Source organism: Luteimonas sp. 3794 (genome assembly GCF_031456825.1).
GTDB lineage: Bacteria > Pseudomonadota > Gammaproteobacteria > Xanthomonadales > Xanthomonadaceae > Luteimonas.
In genome coordinates this window covers 92847-110403 of sequence record NZ_JAVDVJ010000010.1, presented here as the reverse complement: position 1 = coordinate 110403, position 17557 = coordinate 92847, and the positions used below count along the sequence as shown (strand labels likewise).

Genomic DNA, 17557 nt, shown 5'->3' with positions numbered 1-17557 from the left:
CGGGGCGCCCCCCCCCCCCGCTCTTGTGGGCGCCCGGGGGGGGCCCCCCCGGGGCGGGGTTTTTGTGGGGGGGGGGGGGGGGGGGCGCCCCCCCCCCCCCCCCCCCCCCCCCCCCCCCGCCCCCCCCCCCGCTCCTACATGCGCGGAACCGACGTAGATCCTTTTCCGAGACTGATTCTCGTTTCGTCATGACCGTGCGCTGCCTCGATAGAATCGCCCCGCGCCGCACGCCAGCCATCGCCAGCCAGCGACGCGCACGACCCGCCCGCCAGCCTTCGCGCGCCAGCCGGTCATCTTCGAAGAACCCGCCCCGTGCGGGTTTTTTGTTGTCCGCGAAGCTTCGACTCAGCCGTGGCCCAGCGCGAGATCCAGCGTCTGCGCACAGGTCACCGGGTGTGTTGCACTGCCCTGTCGGCGATCTTCAGCCACAACCCGCTGGCATCCGGTTGCGCGGGAAGCTGCGTTGCCCACACCGTTTCGTCGGCGAGTGCATGCACCGGCAGGCCATCGAGCGGCGGCGCGCTCATCGTTCGGAACCGGCATTGTCGAAGCGATCGAGGCGATAGCTGATGCGCGCACGCTGTTCGCCCTGCCATGGATCGAACGCGCGAACTTCGACCACATGTGCGCCGACCTCGCGATCAGTCGGCAGTGCAGCGCGCCACAGATGCATCGACGGCGTCGCCTCGGGCGATCGGTCCAGGCCGCGCAGCGTCTCGGCGAGATCGTCGCGTGCGTTCTCCAGCAGCAGCCGCGGATCGGCGCGTTCGACGCGACGCATCGGCGCCCAGTCGCCGTCGCCGACGCGAAACTCGACGCGCGTATCGGCTTGCCCCATGTAGACGTTGGCATAGACGCCCCAGGCCGGATACGCACCCTGCCGCAGCACGCGCGGTGCATGCAGGGCCATTGCCTGCGTGATCGCCGGATCGTCGGAAGCGCGCGCCGGGTGCCAGGCCAGACGATAGGCGCCACCGGTTTCGATACGCAGCGTCGCGAAGCCGTTCGGCGTGCCATCTGCCATCGTCGCATCCGGAATGCCCTCGGCATCCGGCGCGCCGCTCCAGAACGCGCCGCTGACTGCGCCGACGTTGTATTCGTGCAGCGGCGTCGCGCCGTGCCAGCCGCTCGCCGCGTCGTGGCGCACATGCTGCTGGGTGTGGCGATGGCCGGTGAGCAGCAGCACGCGCGGGTGCCGCTGCAGAGCGGCGAAGAGGCGCGCGCGATCTGCGCTGCGCATCGTCTCGGGCGCGCCGGCAGATGCAGTGTCGAACCAGGGCACATGCGCGGCGACCACCAGCAGGCGGTCGACCGGCGCGGACGCGAGATACGCCTCGACGAACGCGAACTGGTCCTCGCGCAGACCGCCGACATAGGCCGGCCGCGCGCCGGGCTGGTAGATCACGTTGTCGAGCACCAGCACGTTCGCCTGCGGCGTTTCCCAGGCGTAGGTTTCGGGACCGTAGGCAGCGCGAAACGAGGCGGTCGAACCCTCGTCGTCACCCGCGTCGAAATCCAGATCGTGATTGCCGGCCGCGTGCAGCCAGGGCGCGTGGAGGCGTGCAGTCGCGCGATCGATCAGCGGATACAGCGCCGGATCGTCGTTGGTGACGTCGCCGAGCATCAGCCCGAGCCCGAACGGTCCGGCCGCGCGTGCGGCCTCGACCACGGCGCGGTCGTAGTAGCCGACTTCTGCTTCGGTGCCGGTCTGCGGATCGGCGAACACCGCCACATCGAGGGAACCCTGCGCCTCGCCCGCCTGCAGCGTGAACGTGCATGCCGCGCCGCGGCTGCCGGCCGCGCGCCAGAACGCGGGATTCGCGCCCTGACGCGGCAGCGTCCAACCCGCCGGCTTGATCACGAACACCGGCGCGTCGCTGCTCAAGCCGTGGTACCAGCCGTCCGCATCGGTATCGACGATGTTGCGACCGTCGGACACGCGTACACCTGCAAGGCCTGCGCTGTGGCCATCGGGCTGCGTGCCGACCACGCGCCCGGTGTCGCAGGCGAACGAGACGCCGGTCGACAGGCACAGTGCTGCGAGCGCGGCCGGCATGAACGAACGACAGTGAATGGACGACATCGGCGACACCTGGGCTGCAGAGGAATCGCCGGATTATGCCGCCGGATGATTTCGGCCGGCCGCTGATCTACGCTTCCCGCGTTCGGAGGCCATGGACACGGCCGATGCGGAACTGCATGGAACACACGGGGGCGAAGGGATGACGCTGATCGGCGGGACGTTGCGGGCATGGCGTTGCTGGCTGCTGCTGGCCTGCCTGTGCTGTCCGCTGTGGGCGGTCGCGTTCGAGCGCGAGGAGGTCGTGCTGGCACCGGGTACCGAGCGTGTCGCGCTGGCGCCGCAACTGGCCTACCACCACGACGCCGAGGACCTCGACGATCTCGCCACCGCGTGGCGAAGGATCGACGGGGGCGAAATGATGCCGTTGCCCGACGGCGTCGATGCATTCGGTTTCCAGCGCGGCACGTTCTGGTTCCATGCGCGCGTGATCAATCGCGAAGTGCACGAACCGCGCTGGATGCTCGTGCAGGAGTATCCGCTCAGCGACGAAGTCGATCTGCACGTGCGCTACGCAGACGATCGCGTGCTGCACTTCGCAGGCGGCGATCATCGCCCGTTCGCTTCGCGCAGCGTGCGCTACCGGCATCCGAACTTCAGTTTCGACCTGCCGGTCGGCGAACCGGTGGATCTGCTGGCGCGCGTGCGCAGCCAGAGCTCGATGCAGGTCCCGCTGCAGCTGTACACGCCGAAAGCGTTCACCGAGGTCTCGCGCGACGCGCAGCTGGCGATCGGTCTGTACTACGGCATCATGCTGGCACTGTTTTTCTACAACCTGGTGCTGTGGCTGTCGCTGCGCGACGCCAGCTACTTCTGGTATCTGTGCCACGTCACCGCATTCGGCCTGGTGCTGTTCACGCTCAACGGCCTGGGCTTCGAATACCTGTGGCCAAGTTCGTCGTGGATGGCCGACCACATGGTGCCGATCTCGATCTGCCTGGCGCTCGTGGCGATGCTGCAGTTCTCGCGCACCTTCCTCGAACTGCCCAGACGCTGGCCGAACGGCAATGTGCTGCTGCTCGCGCTGATGGCGTTCTTCGTGTTGTTCGGCATCGCCTCGATCTGGCTGCCGCTGCGCATCTCCACACCCGTCGCTTCGCGGGCGGTGCTGGTCGGCGTGGTCGGCATCGTCATCGCGACGATCGTGGTGCTGCGTCGCGGCTACGCGCCGGCCTCGCTGCTGCTGCTCGCCTGGTCGATGTTCCTGCTCGGCACCGCGGCGTTCACCCTGCTGGCGTTCGGCCTGCTGCCTAAGAACTTCGCCACCGAGTACGGCGTGCAGATCGGTTCGGCGCTGGAGATGCTGCTGCTGTCGATCGCACTCGGTCATCGTTACGCGGCGCTGCGCCAGGAGAATCTGCGCATCACCGCCGAAGCCAACCTGCGGCTGGAGCGCAAGGTCGCGCAACGCACCCAGGAAGTGCGCAGCGCGCTGCTGCGGCTCGAGGACGCGCACGCGCGGCTGCGCGATTCGAGCCGGCGCGACGGCCTGACCGGTCTCTACAACCGCAGCTGGTTCCGCGAGGCCTTCCGCGACCTCGCGCAACAGGCGAAACACAGCGGCACGCCGCTCGCGGTGCTGATGATCGATCTCGACCATTTCAAGTCGATCAACGACCGTCACGGCCACCTCGCCGGCGACGACTGCCTGCGCTGGGCAGCGCGGTGCATCGGTCGCATCCTGCGCCCGCACGACGCCCTGCTCGCCCGTTTCGGCGGCGAAGAATTCGTGGTCGCAATTCCCGACTGCGGTCTGGCCGAAGCTGGCGTCATTGCCGAAGCCATCCGCCACCAGCTCGGCGATGAGGCCTGTCCCAGTGGCGAGAAGCGGATCCGGGTCACGGCGAGCATCGGCGTGCACGTGCTTGATCCGCAGGCCGACACCGACCTCGACGATGTTCTGGGCAGTGCCGACTGCGCGCTGTACGCCGCCAAGGCCAATGGCCGCGACTGCGTGGAGCTGTCCACGGCCGGCTGACGCCCAGCCCCGCGTCACGCCCAGACCCGTGGTTTCGTGCAGCCGGGCCAGTCCGGTATCCTGTGCGGCTACACGGCCCCGTAGCTCAGCTGGATAGAGCGGTCCCCTCCTAAGGGACAGGTCGCCCGTTCGAATCGGGCCGGGGTCACCAACCGCGACTTCCCCCAACGGCCCTGCGCCGCGTCGCGCCGCTTCCCACCGAACGTCCGCCGGTTTTCACATCGGCGGCGTCCGCTCACAAGGAGTTCCGTCCATGACCCATTCCGTCCTCACCGCGCTCGGCCTGTCCGATACCGAATCGGGCACCTATCTGGGCAACGGCGAGTGGTCGAAGACCCGCGACGCCGGCGTCATCGAACCCGTCAACCCGACCGACGGCGAAGTGCTCGCCCGCGTGCAGGCCAGCTCGCAGGCCGATTACGACCTGATCGTCGAGCGCGCCCAGGCGGCGTTCAAGATCTGGCGCAAGACGCCGGCGCCGCGCCGTGGCGAAGCCGTGCGCCTGTGCGCCGACGCGCTGCGCACGCACAAGGACGCGCTGGGTTCGCTGGTCGCGCTGGAGATGGGCAAGTCGAAGCCGGAAGGCGACGGCGAAGTGCAGGAAATGATCGACATCGGCGAATTCGCGGTCGGCCTTTCGCGCCAGCTCTATGGCCTGACCATGCACTCCGAGCGTCCGGGCCACCGCATGTACGAGCAGTGGCACCCGATGGGCGTGGTCGGCATCATCAGCGCGTTCAACTTCCCGGTCGCGGTGTGGGCCTGGAACGCGCTGGTCGCCGCGGTCTGCGGCAATATCTCGATCTGGAAGCCGTCGCCGAAGACGCCGCTCTCCGCCATCGCGTCGATGAAGATCTGCAACGAGGCGCTGAACAAGGCCGGCTTCCCGGACATCTTCTTCCTGTTCAACGATGCCGGCAGCGATCTCGCGCAGGCCTTCGTCGACGACAAGCGCATCGCGCTGGTCAGCTTCACCGGTTCGACCAAGGTCGGCCGCCACGTCGGTGAGCGCGTCGCCAAGCGCATGGGCCGCTCGCTGCTGGAACTGGGCGGGAACAACGCGATCATCGTCGATCCGACCGCCGACCTGAAACTGGCGATTCCGGCGATCGTGTTCGGCGCCGTCGGCACCGCCGGCCAGCGCTGCACGACGACGCGCCGCCTGTTCGTGCACGAGTCGATCTACGACGACGTGCTGGGCAAGCTCAAGACCGCCTACAGCCAGGTCGAATCGAGGATCGGCGATCCCACCGATGCCGCCAACCTGATGGGCCCGCTCAACAGCCGCGACGGCGTGCAGGCGTATCTGGACGCGATCGAGAAGGCCAAGGCCAGCGGCGGCACGATCGAGAGTGGCGGCAAGGCGCTCACCGACCGCAAGGGCAACTTCGTGCTGCCTGCGCTGGTCAGTGGCCTGACCAACGACGCCGAGGTCGTGCAGACCGAAACCTTCGCGCCGATCCTCTACGTCATGAAGTACCGCGATCTGGAAGAAGCGATCGACCTGCAGAACGACGTGCCGCAGGGTCTGTCGTCGTCGCTGTTCACCACCGACCTGCGCGCGTCCGAGCAGTTCCTGTCGGCCTGGGGTTCGGATTGCGGCATCGCCAACGTCAACATCGGCACCTCGGGCGCGGAAATCGGCGGCGCCTTCGGTGGCGAGAAGGAAACCGGCGGCGGTCGTGAATCGGGTTCGGACGCGTGGCGCGCCTACATGCGCCGCCAGACCAACACGATCAACTACTCCGATTCCATGCCGCTCGCACAGGGCATCAAGTTCGACCTCTGAGGTCGATCCCGGACGCCGCGGAGCCGGTCCGCGGCGTCTGCGCGCTTGCGCGCCACACCCGGGTGTCTGAATAATCGTGCCTTCCCCCGCTTTCCCTGGACCGCCGCCGATGGCGCCGCGAATTCCGGCCCGTTCGTCTGTCGCACCGCGTGATCGCGCCGTGCGCCTGCCTGTGTCCGATGCTCCGACGCGAGGTCCACGCGCATGAACACGCCTGTCGCATACCGCCAGACCAGTGCGATGGCGATCATCAGTCTCGTCGCCGGGCTGCTCGGCTGGTCGCTGTTGCCGGTCATCGGCAGTGTCGTCGCGATCGTGACCGGACACCTCGCACGCGCCGAGATCCGGCGACGTCCCGAAGCACTGGAGGGCGATGGCCTGGCGATCGCAGGGCTGGTGCTGGGTTATCTGATGGTCGCGATGGCGATCATCGGCCTGCTGTTCGTGTTCCTGTTCTTCGGCGGCCTGCTGGCCTTCATCGCGGCGGCGTCCTGATGTACGCAAGCGCCCGTCCGCTGCTGTTCCGGCTCGACCCCGAACGCGCGCACGGCGTCACGCTCACCGCGTTGGATGCGCTGCATCGCATGGGCCTGTCGTCGTTGATCGCCACGCCACCGCCACCGCTGCCGACCGAGGCCTTCGGCCTGCGTTTCCCGAACCCGGTCGGCCTCGCCGCCGGACTCGACAAGAACGGCGACCACATCGATGCGCTGTTCGCGCTGGGCTTCGGCTTTGTCGAGATCGGCACGATCACGCCCAGGCCGCAGGACGGCAACCCGAAGCCGCGTATGTTCCGGCTGCCCCGCCACCGCGCGCTGATCAACCGCCTGGGTTTCAACAACCAGGGCGTCGACGCCCTGATCGCCAACGTCAGCCGCGCAAAGCGCCCCGGCATCCTCGGCATCAACATCGGCAAGAACAAGGACACGCCGAATGAATCCGCGGCCGACGACTACCTGTTCTGCATGGAGCGGGTGTATCCGCTGGCCGACTACATCACCGTCAACATCTCATCGCCCAACACCGCCGGGCTGCGTGAGCTGCAGGAAGAGCAGGCATTGCGTCGGCTGATCGGCACGCTGCGCGAGGCGCAGGAGCGTCTGGCCGCGCAGCACGGCAAACGCGTGCCCTTGCTGGTCAAGGTGGCGCCCGACCTCAGCGATGACGACATCGAGGCCGCGGCGCGCGTGCTGTCGGATCTCCGCGTCGACGGCGTGATCGCCACCAACACCACGATCTCGCGCATCAGCGTGCAGGACGACCGCCTCGCTGGCGAAGCCGGTGGCCTGTCCGGCGAGCCGCTGATGAACAAATCGACCACCGTGCTGCGGATGATGCGCACGCGCCTCGCCAGCGAGATCCCGCTGGTCGGTGTGGGTGGCATCCTCTCCGGCGCCGATGCGGTCAAGAAGATGGCCGCCGGTGCTTCTCTGGTGCAGGTGTATTCGGGCCTGATCTATCGCGGGCCGGCACTGATCGGCGATTGCGTCGAGGCGATCCGCCGACGCCGTGAAGCGCCGAGCCGCGGCAACCTGCCCAGCCTCTGACCGCAGCGATGTCCGATTCCTTCCGCCTGCTACAGCCGGCCGATCTGCGCCCGCGCAACACCTTCGGCGTGGCCGCGCATGCGCGCCGGTTGATCGAGGTGCTCGACGCAGCGGCACTGCCGCAGGCACTCGCCATGTTCGACGGTGACGTGCGCCCGCTGGTCATCGGCGGCGGCAGCAATCTGCTGTTCGCGGGCGACGCGGCCGAGGCACTTGCGATCGTCGATGCGCGTCGCAACGTGGTCTCCGACGATGGCGAACAGGTCATCGTGCGCGCTGCGGCCGGTGCCGACTGGCACGGCTTCGTGTTGTGGACGCTGGCGCAGGAACTCGGCGGCCTCGAGAACTTCGCGCTGATTCCGGGCACGGTCGGCGCGGCGCCGATCCAGAACATCGGCGCGTATGGCGTCGAGGTCGGTGAACACGTGGTCGCGGTCGAGGCCTTCGACCAGGACACGCGCAGCTTCGTACGGCTCGACGCAGACGCCTGCCGCTTCGCCTATCGCGACAGTGTCTTCAAGCAGATGCCGGATCGCTGGATCGTCACCTCGGTCGAATTCGCGCTGCATCGCTTCGCGCAGCCGGTGCTCGACTACGCCGGCCTGCGCGACGTGCTGGCCGCGCGCGGCATCACGGCGCCCCGCCCGCTCGACGTGGCCGAAGCCGTCATCGATATCCGTCGCAGCAAGCTGCCGGACCCCGCGGTGATCGGCAACGCCGGCAGTTTCTTCAAGAATCCGATCGTGCCGGCCGCGCAGGCCGCGGCGCTGGTCGCCGCGCATGCAGGCATCCCGGTGTTCGCCGTCGACGACGGCCTGCGCAAGCTGTCGGCGGCGTGGCTGATCGATCGCTGCGGCTGGAAAGGCCATCGCGACGGCGATGCCGGCGTCGCGCCCGGCCACGCGCTGGTGCTGGTGAATCACGGCAACGCACGGGGCACCGAGCTGCTTGGGCTTGCGCGGCGCATCGCAGCCTCGGTGCAGATGCGCTTCGGCGTGACGCTGGAGCCCGAACCGAGGATCGTCGGGGCGACGTGGTGAACGCGCGCGCCCTGCTCCGCTGGCGACCCGCGACCGTGCAGGGACAAGCCGCGCTGCTGATGCTCGGCAGCACCTCGGCCTTCGCACTGATGGCGATCGCGATCCGCTACGCATCGGCGACCGTCCCGACGACCGAAGTCGCCTTCTTCCGCAACTTCTTCGGCCTGCTGGCGCTGCTGCCGATCATCCTGCGCAGCGGCGCTGGTCTGCCGCGCACGCGCAATCTGGGCCGTTACGTGGTCCGCACTGTGGTCGGCCTGGGCTCGATGCTGTGCGCGTTCTGGGCGATCGGCCATCTGCCCTTGTCGCAGGCGATCTCGCTCTCGTACGCGGCGCCGCTGTTCGCGACGATCGCGGCGGTGATCTGGCTCGGCGAGATCGTGCGCGTCCGGCGCTGGATGGCGGTGTCCGCAGGGTTTCTCGGCGTGCTGGTGATCCTGCGGCCTGGCGTGGCGTTCACGGCTGCGATGCTGGTGCCGGTGATCGGCGCGCTGCTCGCCGCGCTCGTCGCGATCCAGATGAAGCAGCTCTCGAAGCTGGATGCCCCGGACACGATCGTTTTCTACACCTACCTGCTGTGGGTGCCGCTGTCGTTGGTGCCGGCGCTGTTCCAGTGGGTCTGGCCGAGCCCGACGGTCTGGCTGTGGCTGATCGCGACCGGCGTGCTCGGCACGCTGGGCCAGTGGCTGTGGACGCGGGCGCTGCGCCTGGGCGAAGTGTCGGCGCTGCAGCCGATCAGCTTCGTGCAGCTGCCGATCGTCGTGCTGTTCGGCTGGCTGCTGTTTGGCGAGGTCATCGACATGTGGACCGCAATCGGCGCGGCGATCGTGTTCGGCGCGAACGGCTACATCGCGCATCGCGAAGCGGTGCTGTCGCGCCGGGCGGCGACGCAGCGGCCAGCAGAAGCGGCGAAGCCGAGCGAATAACCGGACCTGTAGGAGCGCGCTGGCGCGCGATGGGCTTGACCGGCAACACCTCTTCGCGCGCCAGCGCGCTCCTACAGGTCGCGCGTCAGACGTCGTCCTTTGCGACCTCGCGCAGCTTGCCCTGGTGCAGCTCCATCACCCGGTCGAGCTTGCGCGCAAGCCGGCGGTCGTGGGTCACCAGCACCAGGCTGGTGTGCTGCGCGCGGTTGAGCTCGAGCATCAGCTCGAACACTGTCGCCGCGGTGCGCTCATCGAGATTGCCGGTCGGCTCGTCACCGAGCACGCAGGCCGGCTTGTTGACCAGCGCACGCGCGACCGCGGCGCGCTGACGCTCACCGCCCGACAGTTCGCCCGGCTTGTGGGCGAGACGATGGCCGAGGCCGACGGTCTCCAGCAGATCGCGCGAACGCTTGGTCGCATCGGCATCGCTGGCGCCGTTGAGCAGCGCCGGCAGCATGACGTTCTCCAGCGCCGTGAACTCGGGCAGCAGATGGTGGAACTGGTAGACGAAGCCCAGCGAGCGGTTGCGCAGCGTGCCGCGCGCGGCGTTCGACAGCGCGCTCATCTTCTGCCCCGACACGAACACCTCGCCCGCGGTCGGCGTATCCAGCCCGCCGAGCAGATGCAGCAGCGTGCTCTTGCCGGCGCCGGATGCGCCGAGGATCGCGACGGTCTCGCCGGCGCGCACCGCGAAATCCAGGCCGTCGAATACCGGCGTGTTCAAGCTGCCTTCGGCGTAGGTCTTGCCCAGGCCTTCGGCCGCGAGTACGACAGTATCGGGCGCGGTCGTGGGTGCAGCCGTGATCGTGTCACTCATAGCGCAGCGCCTCCGCCGGGGCCGTGCGCGCCGCGCGCAGCGCCGGATAGATCGTTGCGACGAAGGCCATCACCAGTGCGACGCTGGCGATCATCACCACGTCGCTGACCTGCAGGTCGATCGGCAGGCCAGTCACGTAATAGACGTCCTCGGGCATCAGCACGACGCCGAACACGCGTTCGATCGCGCCGAGGATGTGTTCGAGATTGAAGGTCAGCAGCAGACCGCCGGTGATGCCGAGAATCGTGCCGATCACGCCGATCATCGTGCCCTGCACCATGAACACCTGCATGACCCCGCCGGGCGTGAGCCCCAGCGTGCGCAGGATCGCGATGTCGGCCTGCTTGTCGGTCACCAGGCTCACCTGCGACGCGACGAGATTGAACGAGCCCATGACGATGATCAGCGACAGCAGGATGCCGATCATGGTCTTCTCGAGTTTGAGCGCGCGGAACATGTTCGCGTTCTCGATGCTCCAGTCGCTGACCCGGTACACGCCGCCCAGCTTGTGCACCAGATCGCGCGTGACCTGCTGCGCACGATCCATGTCGTGCAGTTTCAGGCGCACGCCGGTGACGCCATCGCCAATGCGCAGCAGGCGCTGCGCATCGCTGAGATTGACCACGGCCAGGCGCCGGTCGAAATCCTGATAGCCGGCCTCGAAAATGCCGCTGACGGTGAAGCGTTTGAGCTGCGGCACCGCGCCCATCGGCGTGACCTGGAAGTCGGTAGTGACGATGACGCTGTCGCCGACGCCCACGCCGAGCCACAGCGCGAGTTCGCGCCCGAGCACGATGTTGAACGTGCCCGGCTGCAGGTCCTCGAGCTTGCCGATGACCATCGACGTGGTGAGGTCCGACACCTGCGCTTCGTCCTCGGGCACGATCGCACGCACCGCGGCGGGCTCGTTGCGGCGGCCGCGCAGCAATGCCTGCGTGTCGACGTAGGGCGCGGCGCCGGCGACGCGGGGATCTTCGCGGGCCACGTCGACCGCGCGCTGCCAGTTCGACAGCGTGTCGCCGTCGGCGCTGATCGTCGCGTGCGCGACCATGCCGAGCATGCGGTCGCGGATTTCCTTCTGGAAGCCGCTCATCACCGCGAGCGTGGTGATCAGCACGGTCACGCCGATGGCGATGCCGAGGATCGAGGCCAGCGAGATGAAGGAGATGAAGCCGTTGCGCCGCTTGGCCCTGAGATAACGCAGGCCGATGGCGGCAGGAATGGGTCTGAGCATGAGCGTCCGGTCATGGGGGCCGCGGCGCCTGCGGCAGCTGCGCCGGTGCACCGCCCGCCCGGGGCGTCGCTATGGTGCCATCGAATCCGCTGGCGGTCGCGTTGCGAGGGCTGATGCGGCCAGTCGGAGTTCACGTCGTGCAGCCGGCGGCAGCGTGTCGGGCCACCACAGCAGGTGCCGCCTGCGCCGGCCGTCGCGCCAGCGCAGGACCGCCATCGGCCCGCGCCATTCGAGTTGCGGGGTCTCAAGAACGACGCCGTCGAGGTGCACGGTGCCTGCGGCATCGATGATCAGCTCGCGTATCGGGGCGCGCCGTTCGATGGCGATGCGGTGCAGAGTCACGGCGACGATCAGCGGCAGCGCGCAAACGGTCGCGAGCGGCGGCAGTTCCGACAGCCGCAACGCGATGCAGGCGCAGACGCCGAGCAACGCGAGCGCGCCCTGCAACAACATGGAGGGCCGCCAGGCCAACCGCAGCGGCAGTGGCTCAGCTTGGCGGCAGCTGCCGGATCGACTGTACGAGGGTGTCGAGCTGCGCATCATCGGAACGCTCATGGCCGAGGAACCACTTCCAGAGCCTATCGTCCTCGCAATCCAGCAACCGTCGGAAAACCTCGCGTTCGGCTTCGGTGGATGACGGCCAGCAGCGGTCGAGCCAGCGTTCGAACAACCGATCGAGTTCACGCATGCCACGCCGGCTGCGCCAGCGCAGGCGACGGAGTTCGGTGGCGTCGTCGTAAGTCATGCGTGCCTGATCCCTGACGGGTCGCGGACTATAGCCCCGTCATTCCGGCGAAAGCCGGAATGACGGGCAGGTATTCCGAAGGGAACTGGCGCCGCCTGTGCGCCCGACCGATGCAACGCACCGATCAGGCGCCAACCAATCAGCCACGCCGCGCCAGCATCAGCTGCTTGATCTCGCCGATCGCCTTGGCGGGATTCAGACCCTTCGGGCAGGTCCGAGCGCAGTTCATGATCGTGTGGCAGCGGTAGAGCTTGAACGGATCTTCCAGATCGTCCAGACGCGCACCGGTGTCCTCGTCGCGGCTGTCGATGATCCAGCGGTAGGCCTGCAGCAGGACCGCCGGGCCGAGGTAACGCTCGCCGTTCCACCAGTAGCTCGGGCAGCTGGTCGAACAGCAGGCGCACAGGATGCACTCGTACAGGCCGTCGAGCTTGGCGCGGTCTTCCTTGGACTGCAGGCGTTCACGGTCCGGCGGCGCCGCGCTCTGCGTGCGGATCCACGGCTGGATCGAGGCGTACTGCGCGTAGAAGTGGGTCAGGTCGGGGACCAGATCCTTGACCACTTCCATGTGCGGCAGCGGGTAGATCGGCACCTCGGCCTTCTTGCAGTCCTCGATCGCGCGGGTGCAGGCCAGCGTGTTCGTGCCGTCGATGTTCATCGCGCACGAACCGCAGATGCCCTCGCGGCACGAACGGCGGAAGGTCAGCGTCGGATCGATCTCGTTCTTGATCTTGATCAGCGCGTCGAGAACCATCGGACCGCACTTGTCGAGATCGACTTCGTAGGTATCCGTCGACGGATTGCGACCGTCATCGGGATTCCAGCGGTAGACCTTGAAGGTGCGCGTACGCGTGGCGCCTGTGGCCGGGAAGTGCCGGCCCTGCTGCACCTTGGAATTCTTCGGAAGCGAAAATTCTGCCATCTGGGGTCCCCGGCTCAGTAAACGCGTGCTTTCGGCGGCACGACTTCGACTTCGTCGTCGAGCGTGTACATGTGCACCGGGCGGTAATCGATCTGCGTGTTGCCGGCATCGTCGGCCCAGCACAGCGTGTGCTTGTGCCAGTTCTCGTCGTCGCGGTCCGGGAAGTCCTCGTGCGCGTGCGCGCCGCGGGATTCCTTGCGGTTCTCGGCCGAGACGATGGTCACCAGCGCCTGGCCCAGCAGGTTCTGCAGTTCCATGGTTTCGATCAGATCCGAGTTCCACACCATGGACCGGTCGCTGACCTTGACGTCGGCGAACGAAGCGTGGATCTCGCGGATCTTGTCGACACCCTCGGCCAGCGTCTTGCTGGTGCGGAACACCGCGGCGTCGTTCTGCATCGTGCGCTGCATGTTGTCGCGGATCACCGAGGTCGGCGTGCCGCCCGTCGCATGGCGCAGCTTGTCGAGATTCGCCAGCGACTGGTCGCAGGCATCCTTGGGCAGCGGCTTGTGGCGTGCGTTCGGTGTGATCGTCTCGGCGCAGCGGTTCGCGACCGCACGGCCGAACACCACCAGATCCAGCAGCGAGTTCGAACCCAGGCGATTGGCACCGTGCACCGACACGCAGGCGGCTTCGCCGATCGCGTACAGGCCCGGCACCACTGCATCCGGATTGCCATCCTTCAACTGCACGACTTCGCCGTGATAGTTGGTCGGGATGCCGCCCATGTTGTAGTGAACGGTCGGAATCACCGGGATCGGCTGCTTCTCGACGTCGACGCCGGCGAAGATCCGCGCGCTCTCGGCGATACCGGGCAGCTTCTCGTGGATGTCCTTCGGATCGAGATGGGTCAGATCCAGATGGATGTGATCCTTGTGCTCGCCGACACCGCGGCCTTCACGGATCTCCATCGTCATCGAACGCGAGACGACGTCGCGCGAGGCGAGATCCTTGGCGTTGGGCGCGTAGCGCTCCATGAAGCGTTCGCCGCTAGCGTTGCGCAGGATGCCGCCTTCGCCGCGCACGCCTTCGGTAATCAGGCAGCCCGCGCCGTAGATGCCGGTCGGGTGGAACTGCACGAACTCCATGTCCTGCAGACCCAGGCCCGCACGCAGCGCCATGCCGCCACCGTCGCCGGTGCAGGTGTGCGCCGAAGTCGCGGAGAAGTACGCACGGCCGTAGCCGCCGGTCGCCAGCACCACGCCCTGGGCGCGGAACAGATGCAGCGTGCCTTCGGCCATGTCGAGGGCGAGCACGCCGCGGCAGGCGCCGTCCTCGTCCATGATCAGATCGAGGGCGAAGTACTCGATGAAGAAGCGTGCGTCATGCGCCAGCGACTGCTGATAGAGCGTGTGCAGGATCGCGTGACCGGTACGGTCGGCCGCCGCGCAGGTGCGCTGGGCGGTGCCCTTGCCGTAATGGGTGGTCATGCCGCCGAAGGGGCGCTGGTAGATCTTGCCCTCTTCGGTGCGCGAGAACGGTACGCCCTGGTGCTCGAGCTCGATGATCGCGGGGATCGCCTCGCGGCACATGTACTGGATGGCGTCTTGGTCGCCCAGCCAGTCGGAACCCTTGATCGTGTCGTAGAAGTGATAGCGCCAGTCGTCCTCGCCCATGTTGCCGAGCGCCGCGGAGATGCCGCCCTGCGCCGCCACGGTGTGCGAGCGTGTGGGGAAGACCTTGGTCAGACATGCGGTCTGCAGGCCCTTGTGGGCCAGCCCGAAGGTCGCGCGCAGGCCGGCGCCGCCGGCGCCGACGACGATCATGTCGTAGGTGTGTTCGGTGATCTTGTAAGCGTTGGTCATGTGGTTCTCAGCCCAGCAGTGCGATGCGCGCAATCGCGTACAGCGATGCGAGCGCGCCAGCGGCGCAGGCGAATGTGACGAGAAGCTGGAGACTGACTTCCAGCGCGCGCTGGTGGATGTAGTCCTCGATGATCACCTGCAGGCCGAGCTTGGCGTGCCAGAACATGGCGATCGCGAAGAGCGCGAAGGCGATCGCATTGAACGGACGCGCGATGACGGTCTGCACGGTGGCGAGGTCAGCGCCGGCCAGCGACACCAGCGTGCCGATGAACCAGGCGACCAGCGGCACTAGCGCGACGGCGGTCACGCGCTGCCACCAGAAATGACTGGTCCCGGTCTTGCCCGAGCCCAGGCCACGTGCACGACCGACCGGCGTGCGGAAATCGCGCTGGCGCACGACCTCGACCGGTGCCTTCGACTCGCTCATGCGCCACCCCGCAATGCAATGAACCAGATCACGGCCGTCAGCACGACGGCCAGCGTGATCACGGTGTACCCGGAGCGATAGACCTCCGGCAGTTCGAAGCCCATGCCCGCATCCCACATCAGGTGGCGGATGCCATTGAGCAGGTGATAGACCAGCGCGAACGAGAACGCGGCGAGTGCGAGCGTGCCCAACGGCGAAGCGAGGCAGGCCGACGCATTCGCGTAGGCGTCGCCGCCTTGGGCGACCGCCAGCAACCACCAGGCGAGGCCGAATGCACCGACCGAGGCGATGATGCCGGTGACCCGGTGCATCAGGGACATCACCGATGTGATCTGCAGGCGATACAGCGTGCCGAGCATGAACGGTGACAGAGGACGGTTACGGTGTGCCATCGTTGTAGTGCTCTCCTCGCTGGCGGCGTCTCGCCGCGTGGCTGGTACTGCGGATCTGCCCGCCAGACACGACGTGACAGATCAGAAATCGATGCAACGACCGTTCTTTTCCCAGTCGCCATAGCGCGTCGGATCGAGGCCCTCGCGGCCTCCGATCTCTTCGGCGGGCGGCGATGCCGGAACAGGCATTTCCGCAGGCGTCGACGACGGCGTGTCCGTCTGCTCGCCTATGATGTCGGGGTTGGTCATTCGTTCAATTTTAGTTCCCACAGGCATGTCAGACAAGCTGCAATCCACTTCACGCCCTGCATTCGCGCTTCCGGACATCGCGTCGCTGACGCTTCACGGACGCGATTGCATCGCATTCGCGCAGGCGCAGTTCATGAGCGACATCGCGGCGCTCGGTGACGGACAGTGGCAGTGGAGCGGTTGGTTGACCCCGAAGGGGCGCGTGATCGCCCTGTTCGCCGTCTTGCGGCACAGCGCGGAGCGGCTCGACCTGATCGTGCTCGACGCCGATATCGCTGCATTGGCGACATCGTTGAAACGCTACGTCTTCCGCAGCAAGGTCTCGATCGAGGTGGGCGGTGGCGTTTCTGCGATGGGACAGTTCGCATTGCCGTCGATTGCGCGCGGTGCGACTGCCGCGATCGATGCGTCTGCGGTCGAGCTGGACCTCGGCTCACCGTCGGAACCGCGCTCCCTTACCCTGCGCGAAGCCGATCCGGTGATCGCAGTCGATGAGGATGCGCAACGCCGCTGGCGCGCCTTCGACATCACCCACGGCCTGCCCCGCCTCGACGCGGACCAGCGCGAGCAGTGGACGCCGCAACAGCTGTCGCTGGAACGCCTGCGTGCCTTCAGCGTTGCCAAGGGCTGCTATCCCGGACAGGAGATCGTCGCGCGCACGCACTTCCTCGGCCAGGCGAAGCGCGGCCTGGCCGTCCTGCGCGGCGCGCCTGATGCCGCAGCTGGCGAAGATGTGCGTGCCGGCGAGCAGGTGCAAGGCAAGGTCGTGTCCGTCGCCGGCGATCTCGTGCTGGCCGTGCTGCCGCTCGAACGCCTGGATGCGCCGCTGCAGATCGGCGGCATCGATGTCGTCGATACACCGCTGCTGGACGGCCTCGCCCGCTGATCCCGCGGATTCACCCCCGCTCGTCCGCCATGCGAATGTCGTGATCCGGCTGCTATGCTCGGCCGCGACAGGGGGCGCACGCGCCCAGGGGAAATGTCGAAGCCGTCGCCGCATGGGCTGCCGCCGGTGTGGCGATATGGATCAGGGGCATCATCCAAGGGGTCGTCATGAAGCACAGCTCGCTGTCTGCGGCGTTTGCCGCATCCGTGTTTACGTGTGTACTCGCTGCCTGCGCAAGCTCGGCACCGATGCACGAATCCGCCGCGCCAGCGCCTCCCGAGCCGACCGCGTTCGTCGAGCAACTCGACGCCGACGGCCTGTTCGCATTCGGCAAGGCCGACATCCGCGACATCAGCCCGGCGGGGCGCGCCGCACTCGACACACTCGCCGGCCGCCTGACTGGCCGCAATCTCGACGTCGTCCACGTCATCGGACACAGCGACCGCATCGGTAACCGCCAAGGCAACCTGCGCCTGTCGAACCGCCGCGCCGACGCTGTCCGCGATTATCTGGTCGAGCGCGGCGTACCGTCGGACCGCATCACGGCCGTCGGGCGCGGCGATGTGGAGCCAGTGGCAGAGTGTGGATCGGAGCGCGGTCAGGCGTTGATCACCTGCCTGGCGCCGAACCGACGTGTGGAAGTGCGAGTGCGGTTGGCGGACTGACGCCGATCGCGAGCTTCTTGATGGGTTGCGACCCTTCCCCCTCTGGGGGAAGGTG

Annotated in this window: 19 protein-coding genes and 1 tRNA gene; 9 read left to right on the top strand and 11 right to left on the bottom strand. The window is 67.5% G+C overall.

Translation table 11 applies throughout. The features are described from left to right. Nucleotides 1–386: 386 nt before the first annotated feature. Both J2X52_RS13580 and J2X52_RS13575 read right to left on the bottom strand, forming a co-directional pair. Complete coding sequence (locus J2X52_RS13580) at nucleotides 387–527, bottom strand: hypothetical protein (protein ID WP_310154316.1); 141 nt, start codon at nucleotides 525–527, stop codon at nucleotides 387–389. Then, nucleotides 524–2083 (bottom strand): calcineurin-like phosphoesterase family protein, encoded by a 1560-nt coding sequence (locus J2X52_RS13575; RefSeq protein ID WP_310154314.1) that lies wholly within the window; start codon nucleotides 2081–2083, stop codon nucleotides 524–526. Before J2X52_RS13575 ends, J2X52_RS13580 begins: the two co-directional genes overlap by 4 nt. 91 nt (nucleotides 2084–2174) lie before the next feature. Here J2X52_RS13575 and J2X52_RS13570 point away from each other — a divergent pair, with 91 nt between their 5' ends. The 7 genes from J2X52_RS13570 to J2X52_RS13540 all read left to right on the top strand — a co-directional run bounded on the left by J2X52_RS13570 (nucleotide 2175) and on the right by J2X52_RS13540 (nucleotide 9360). Further along, nucleotides 2175–4058, top strand: coding sequence for a diguanylate cyclase (locus J2X52_RS13570; protein ID WP_310154312.1), 1884 nt, complete (start codon nucleotides 2175–2177; stop codon nucleotides 4056–4058). A gap of 74 nt (nucleotides 4059–4132) precedes the next feature. Next, a tRNA-Arg gene (locus J2X52_RS13565) sits at nucleotides 4133–4209 on the top strand. A 102-nt stretch (nucleotides 4210–4311) separates the two neighbouring features. Continuing rightward, nucleotides 4312–5847: an aldehyde dehydrogenase family protein gene (locus J2X52_RS13560; RefSeq protein WP_310154310.1), complete on the top strand. Its 1536-nt coding sequence runs from the start codon at nucleotides 4312–4314 to the stop codon at nucleotides 5845–5847. A 204-nt stretch (nucleotides 5848–6051) separates the two neighbouring features. After that, a complete protein-coding gene (locus tag J2X52_RS13555) occupies nucleotides 6052–6342 on the top strand; it encodes a DUF4190 domain-containing protein (protein WP_310154309.1) in 291 nt (96 codons plus the stop codon). Next, a complete protein-coding gene (locus J2X52_RS13550; protein WP_310154307.1) occupies nucleotides 6342–7394 on the top strand; it encodes a quinone-dependent dihydroorotate dehydrogenase in 1053 nt (350 codons plus the stop codon). Before J2X52_RS13555 ends, J2X52_RS13550 begins: the two co-directional genes overlap by 1 nt. A gap of 8 nt (nucleotides 7395–7402) precedes the next feature. Further along, nucleotides 7403–8434, top strand: coding sequence for a UDP-N-acetylmuramate dehydrogenase (gene murB / locus J2X52_RS13545; protein WP_310154304.1), 1032 nt, complete (start codon nucleotides 7403–7405; stop codon nucleotides 8432–8434). 59 nt (nucleotides 8435–8493) lie between these two features. After that, the gene (locus tag J2X52_RS13540; RefSeq protein WP_310154320.1) at nucleotides 8494–9360 is read left to right on the top strand and encodes a DMT family transporter; all 867 of its coding nucleotides are present in this window, start codon (nucleotides 8494–8496) and stop codon (nucleotides 9358–9360) included. A gap of 85 nt (nucleotides 9361–9445) precedes the next feature. Here J2X52_RS13540 and lolD read toward each other — a convergent pair whose 3' ends face one another. From lolD to J2X52_RS13495, 9 genes are all read right to left on the bottom strand, one after another. Next, nucleotides 9446–10177, bottom strand: a complete 732-nt coding sequence (lolD, locus tag J2X52_RS13535; RefSeq protein WP_310154302.1) for a lipoprotein-releasing ABC transporter ATP-binding protein LolD — start codon at nucleotides 10175–10177, stop codon at nucleotides 9446–9448. After that, nucleotides 10170–11411 carry a lipoprotein-releasing ABC transporter permease subunit gene (locus J2X52_RS13530; protein WP_310154300.1) on the bottom strand — a complete coding sequence of 414 codons (1242 nt, stop codon included), beginning with the start codon at nucleotides 11409–11411 and terminating at the stop codon, nucleotides 10170–10172. The genes lolD and J2X52_RS13530 overlap by 8 nt, the downstream gene beginning before the upstream one ends. A gap of 69 nt (nucleotides 11412–11480) precedes the next feature. Further along, the gene (locus J2X52_RS13525) at nucleotides 11481–11864 is read right to left on the bottom strand and encodes a hypothetical protein (protein WP_310154298.1); all 384 of its coding nucleotides are present in this window, start codon (nucleotides 11862–11864) and stop codon (nucleotides 11481–11483) included. Between the two features lie 34 nt (nucleotides 11865–11898). After that, nucleotides 11899–12156: a succinate dehydrogenase assembly factor 2 gene (locus tag J2X52_RS13520; protein ID WP_310154296.1), complete on the bottom strand. Its 258-nt coding sequence runs from the start codon at nucleotides 12154–12156 to the stop codon at nucleotides 11899–11901. A 139-nt stretch (nucleotides 12157–12295) separates the two neighbouring features. Next, nucleotides 12296–13078 carry a succinate dehydrogenase iron-sulfur subunit gene (locus J2X52_RS13515; RefSeq protein ID WP_232135770.1) on the bottom strand — a complete coding sequence of 261 codons (783 nt, stop codon included), beginning with the start codon at nucleotides 13076–13078 and terminating at the stop codon, nucleotides 12296–12298. Nucleotides 13079–13092: 14 nt separating this feature from the next. After that, nucleotides 13093–14883, bottom strand: a complete 1791-nt coding sequence (sdhA, locus tag J2X52_RS13510; protein WP_310154294.1) for a succinate dehydrogenase flavoprotein subunit — start codon at nucleotides 14881–14883, stop codon at nucleotides 13093–13095. Nucleotides 14884–14890: 7 nt separating this feature from the next. Next, complete coding sequence (gene sdhD, locus J2X52_RS13505) at nucleotides 14891–15310, bottom strand: succinate dehydrogenase, hydrophobic membrane anchor protein (RefSeq protein WP_310154292.1); 420 nt, start codon at nucleotides 15308–15310, stop codon at nucleotides 14891–14893. Then, entirely contained in the window at nucleotides 15307–15702 is a 396-nt protein-coding gene (gene sdhC / locus J2X52_RS13500) for a succinate dehydrogenase, cytochrome b556 subunit (protein WP_310154290.1), read from the bottom strand. Before sdhC ends, sdhD begins: the two co-directional genes overlap by 4 nt. Before the next feature lie 81 nt (nucleotides 15703–15783). Beyond that, on the bottom strand, nucleotides 15784–15951 hold the full coding sequence (locus J2X52_RS13495) for a DUF1674 domain-containing protein (protein WP_310154288.1): 168 nt from the start codon (nucleotides 15949–15951) through the stop codon (nucleotides 15784–15786). 133 nt (nucleotides 15952–16084) lie between these two features. On the opposite strand from J2X52_RS13495, the gene J2X52_RS13490 reads away from it, so the two are divergent. Beyond that, nucleotides 16085–16837 carry a folate-binding protein gene (locus J2X52_RS13490; protein ID WP_310154285.1) on the top strand — a complete coding sequence of 251 codons (753 nt, stop codon included), beginning with the start codon at nucleotides 16085–16087 and terminating at the stop codon, nucleotides 16835–16837. A 248-nt stretch (nucleotides 16838–17085) separates the two neighbouring features. Next, complete coding sequence (locus J2X52_RS13485; protein ID WP_310154280.1) at nucleotides 17086–17502, top strand: OmpA family protein; 417 nt, start codon at nucleotides 17086–17088, stop codon at nucleotides 17500–17502. Nucleotides 17503–17557: the final 55 nt, after the last annotated feature.

What these genes read in the sequence shown, in the direction of transcription:
- J2X52_RS13490 (WP_310154285.1), top strand. Translation starts at nt 16,085, where the DNA reads ATGAGCGACATCGCGGCGCTCGGTGACGGACAGTGGCAGTGGAGCGGT.
- J2X52_RS13570 (WP_310154312.1), top strand. Translation starts at nt 2,175, where the DNA reads ATGGACACGGCCGATGCGGAACTGCATGGAACACACGGGGGCGAAGGG.
- J2X52_RS13575 (WP_310154314.1), bottom strand. Translation starts at nt 2,083, where the DNA reads ATGTCGTCCATTCACTGTCGTTCGTTCATGCCGGCCGCGCTCGCAGCA.
- sdhC (WP_310154290.1), bottom strand. Translation starts at nt 15,702, where the DNA reads ATGGCACACCGTAACCGTCCTCTGTCACCGTTCATGCTCGGCACGCTG.
- J2X52_RS13515 (WP_232135770.1), bottom strand. Translation starts at nt 13,078, where the DNA reads ATGGCAGAATTTTCGCTTCCGAAGAATTCCAAGGTGCAGCAGGGCCGG.
- murB (WP_310154304.1), top strand. Translation starts at nt 7,403, where the DNA reads ATGTCCGATTCCTTCCGCCTGCTACAGCCGGCCGATCTGCGCCCGCGC.
- J2X52_RS13560 (WP_310154310.1), top strand. Translation starts at nt 4,312, where the DNA reads ATGACCCATTCCGTCCTCACCGCGCTCGGCCTGTCCGATACCGAATCG.
- J2X52_RS13540 (WP_310154320.1), top strand. Translation starts at nt 8,494, where the DNA reads ATGCTCGGCAGCACCTCGGCCTTCGCACTGATGGCGATCGCGATCCGC.
- lolD (WP_310154302.1), bottom strand. Translation starts at nt 10,177, where the DNA reads ATGAGTGACACGATCACGGCTGCACCCACGACCGCGCCCGATACTGTC.
- J2X52_RS13485 (WP_310154280.1), top strand. Translation starts at nt 17,086, where the DNA reads ATGCACGAATCCGCCGCGCCAGCGCCTCCCGAGCCGACCGCGTTCGTC.
- J2X52_RS13520 (WP_310154296.1), bottom strand. Translation starts at nt 12,156, where the DNA reads ATGACTTACGACGACGCCACCGAACTCCGTCGCCTGCGCTGGCGCAGC.
- J2X52_RS13555 (WP_310154309.1), top strand. Translation starts at nt 6,052, where the DNA reads ATGAACACGCCTGTCGCATACCGCCAGACCAGTGCGATGGCGATCATC.
- sdhD (WP_310154292.1), bottom strand. Translation starts at nt 15,310, where the DNA reads ATGAGCGAGTCGAAGGCACCGGTCGAGGTCGTGCGCCAGCGCGATTTC.
- J2X52_RS13525 (WP_310154298.1), bottom strand. Translation starts at nt 11,864, where the DNA reads ATGTTGTTGCAGGGCGCGCTCGCGTTGCTCGGCGTCTGCGCCTGCATC.
- J2X52_RS13550 (WP_310154307.1), top strand. Translation starts at nt 6,342, where the DNA reads ATGTACGCAAGCGCCCGTCCGCTGCTGTTCCGGCTCGACCCCGAACGC.
- sdhA (WP_310154294.1), bottom strand. Translation starts at nt 14,883, where the DNA reads ATGACCAACGCTTACAAGATCACCGAACACACCTACGACATGATCGTC.
- J2X52_RS13495 (WP_310154288.1), bottom strand. Translation starts at nt 15,951, where the DNA reads ATGACCAACCCCGACATCATAGGCGAGCAGACGGACACGCCGTCGTCG.
- J2X52_RS13530 (WP_310154300.1), bottom strand. Translation starts at nt 11,411, where the DNA reads ATGCTCAGACCCATTCCTGCCGCCATCGGCCTGCGTTATCTCAGGGCC.
- J2X52_RS13580 (WP_310154316.1), bottom strand. Translation starts at nt 527, where the DNA reads ATGAGCGCGCCGCCGCTCGATGGCCTGCCGGTGCATGCACTCGCCGAC.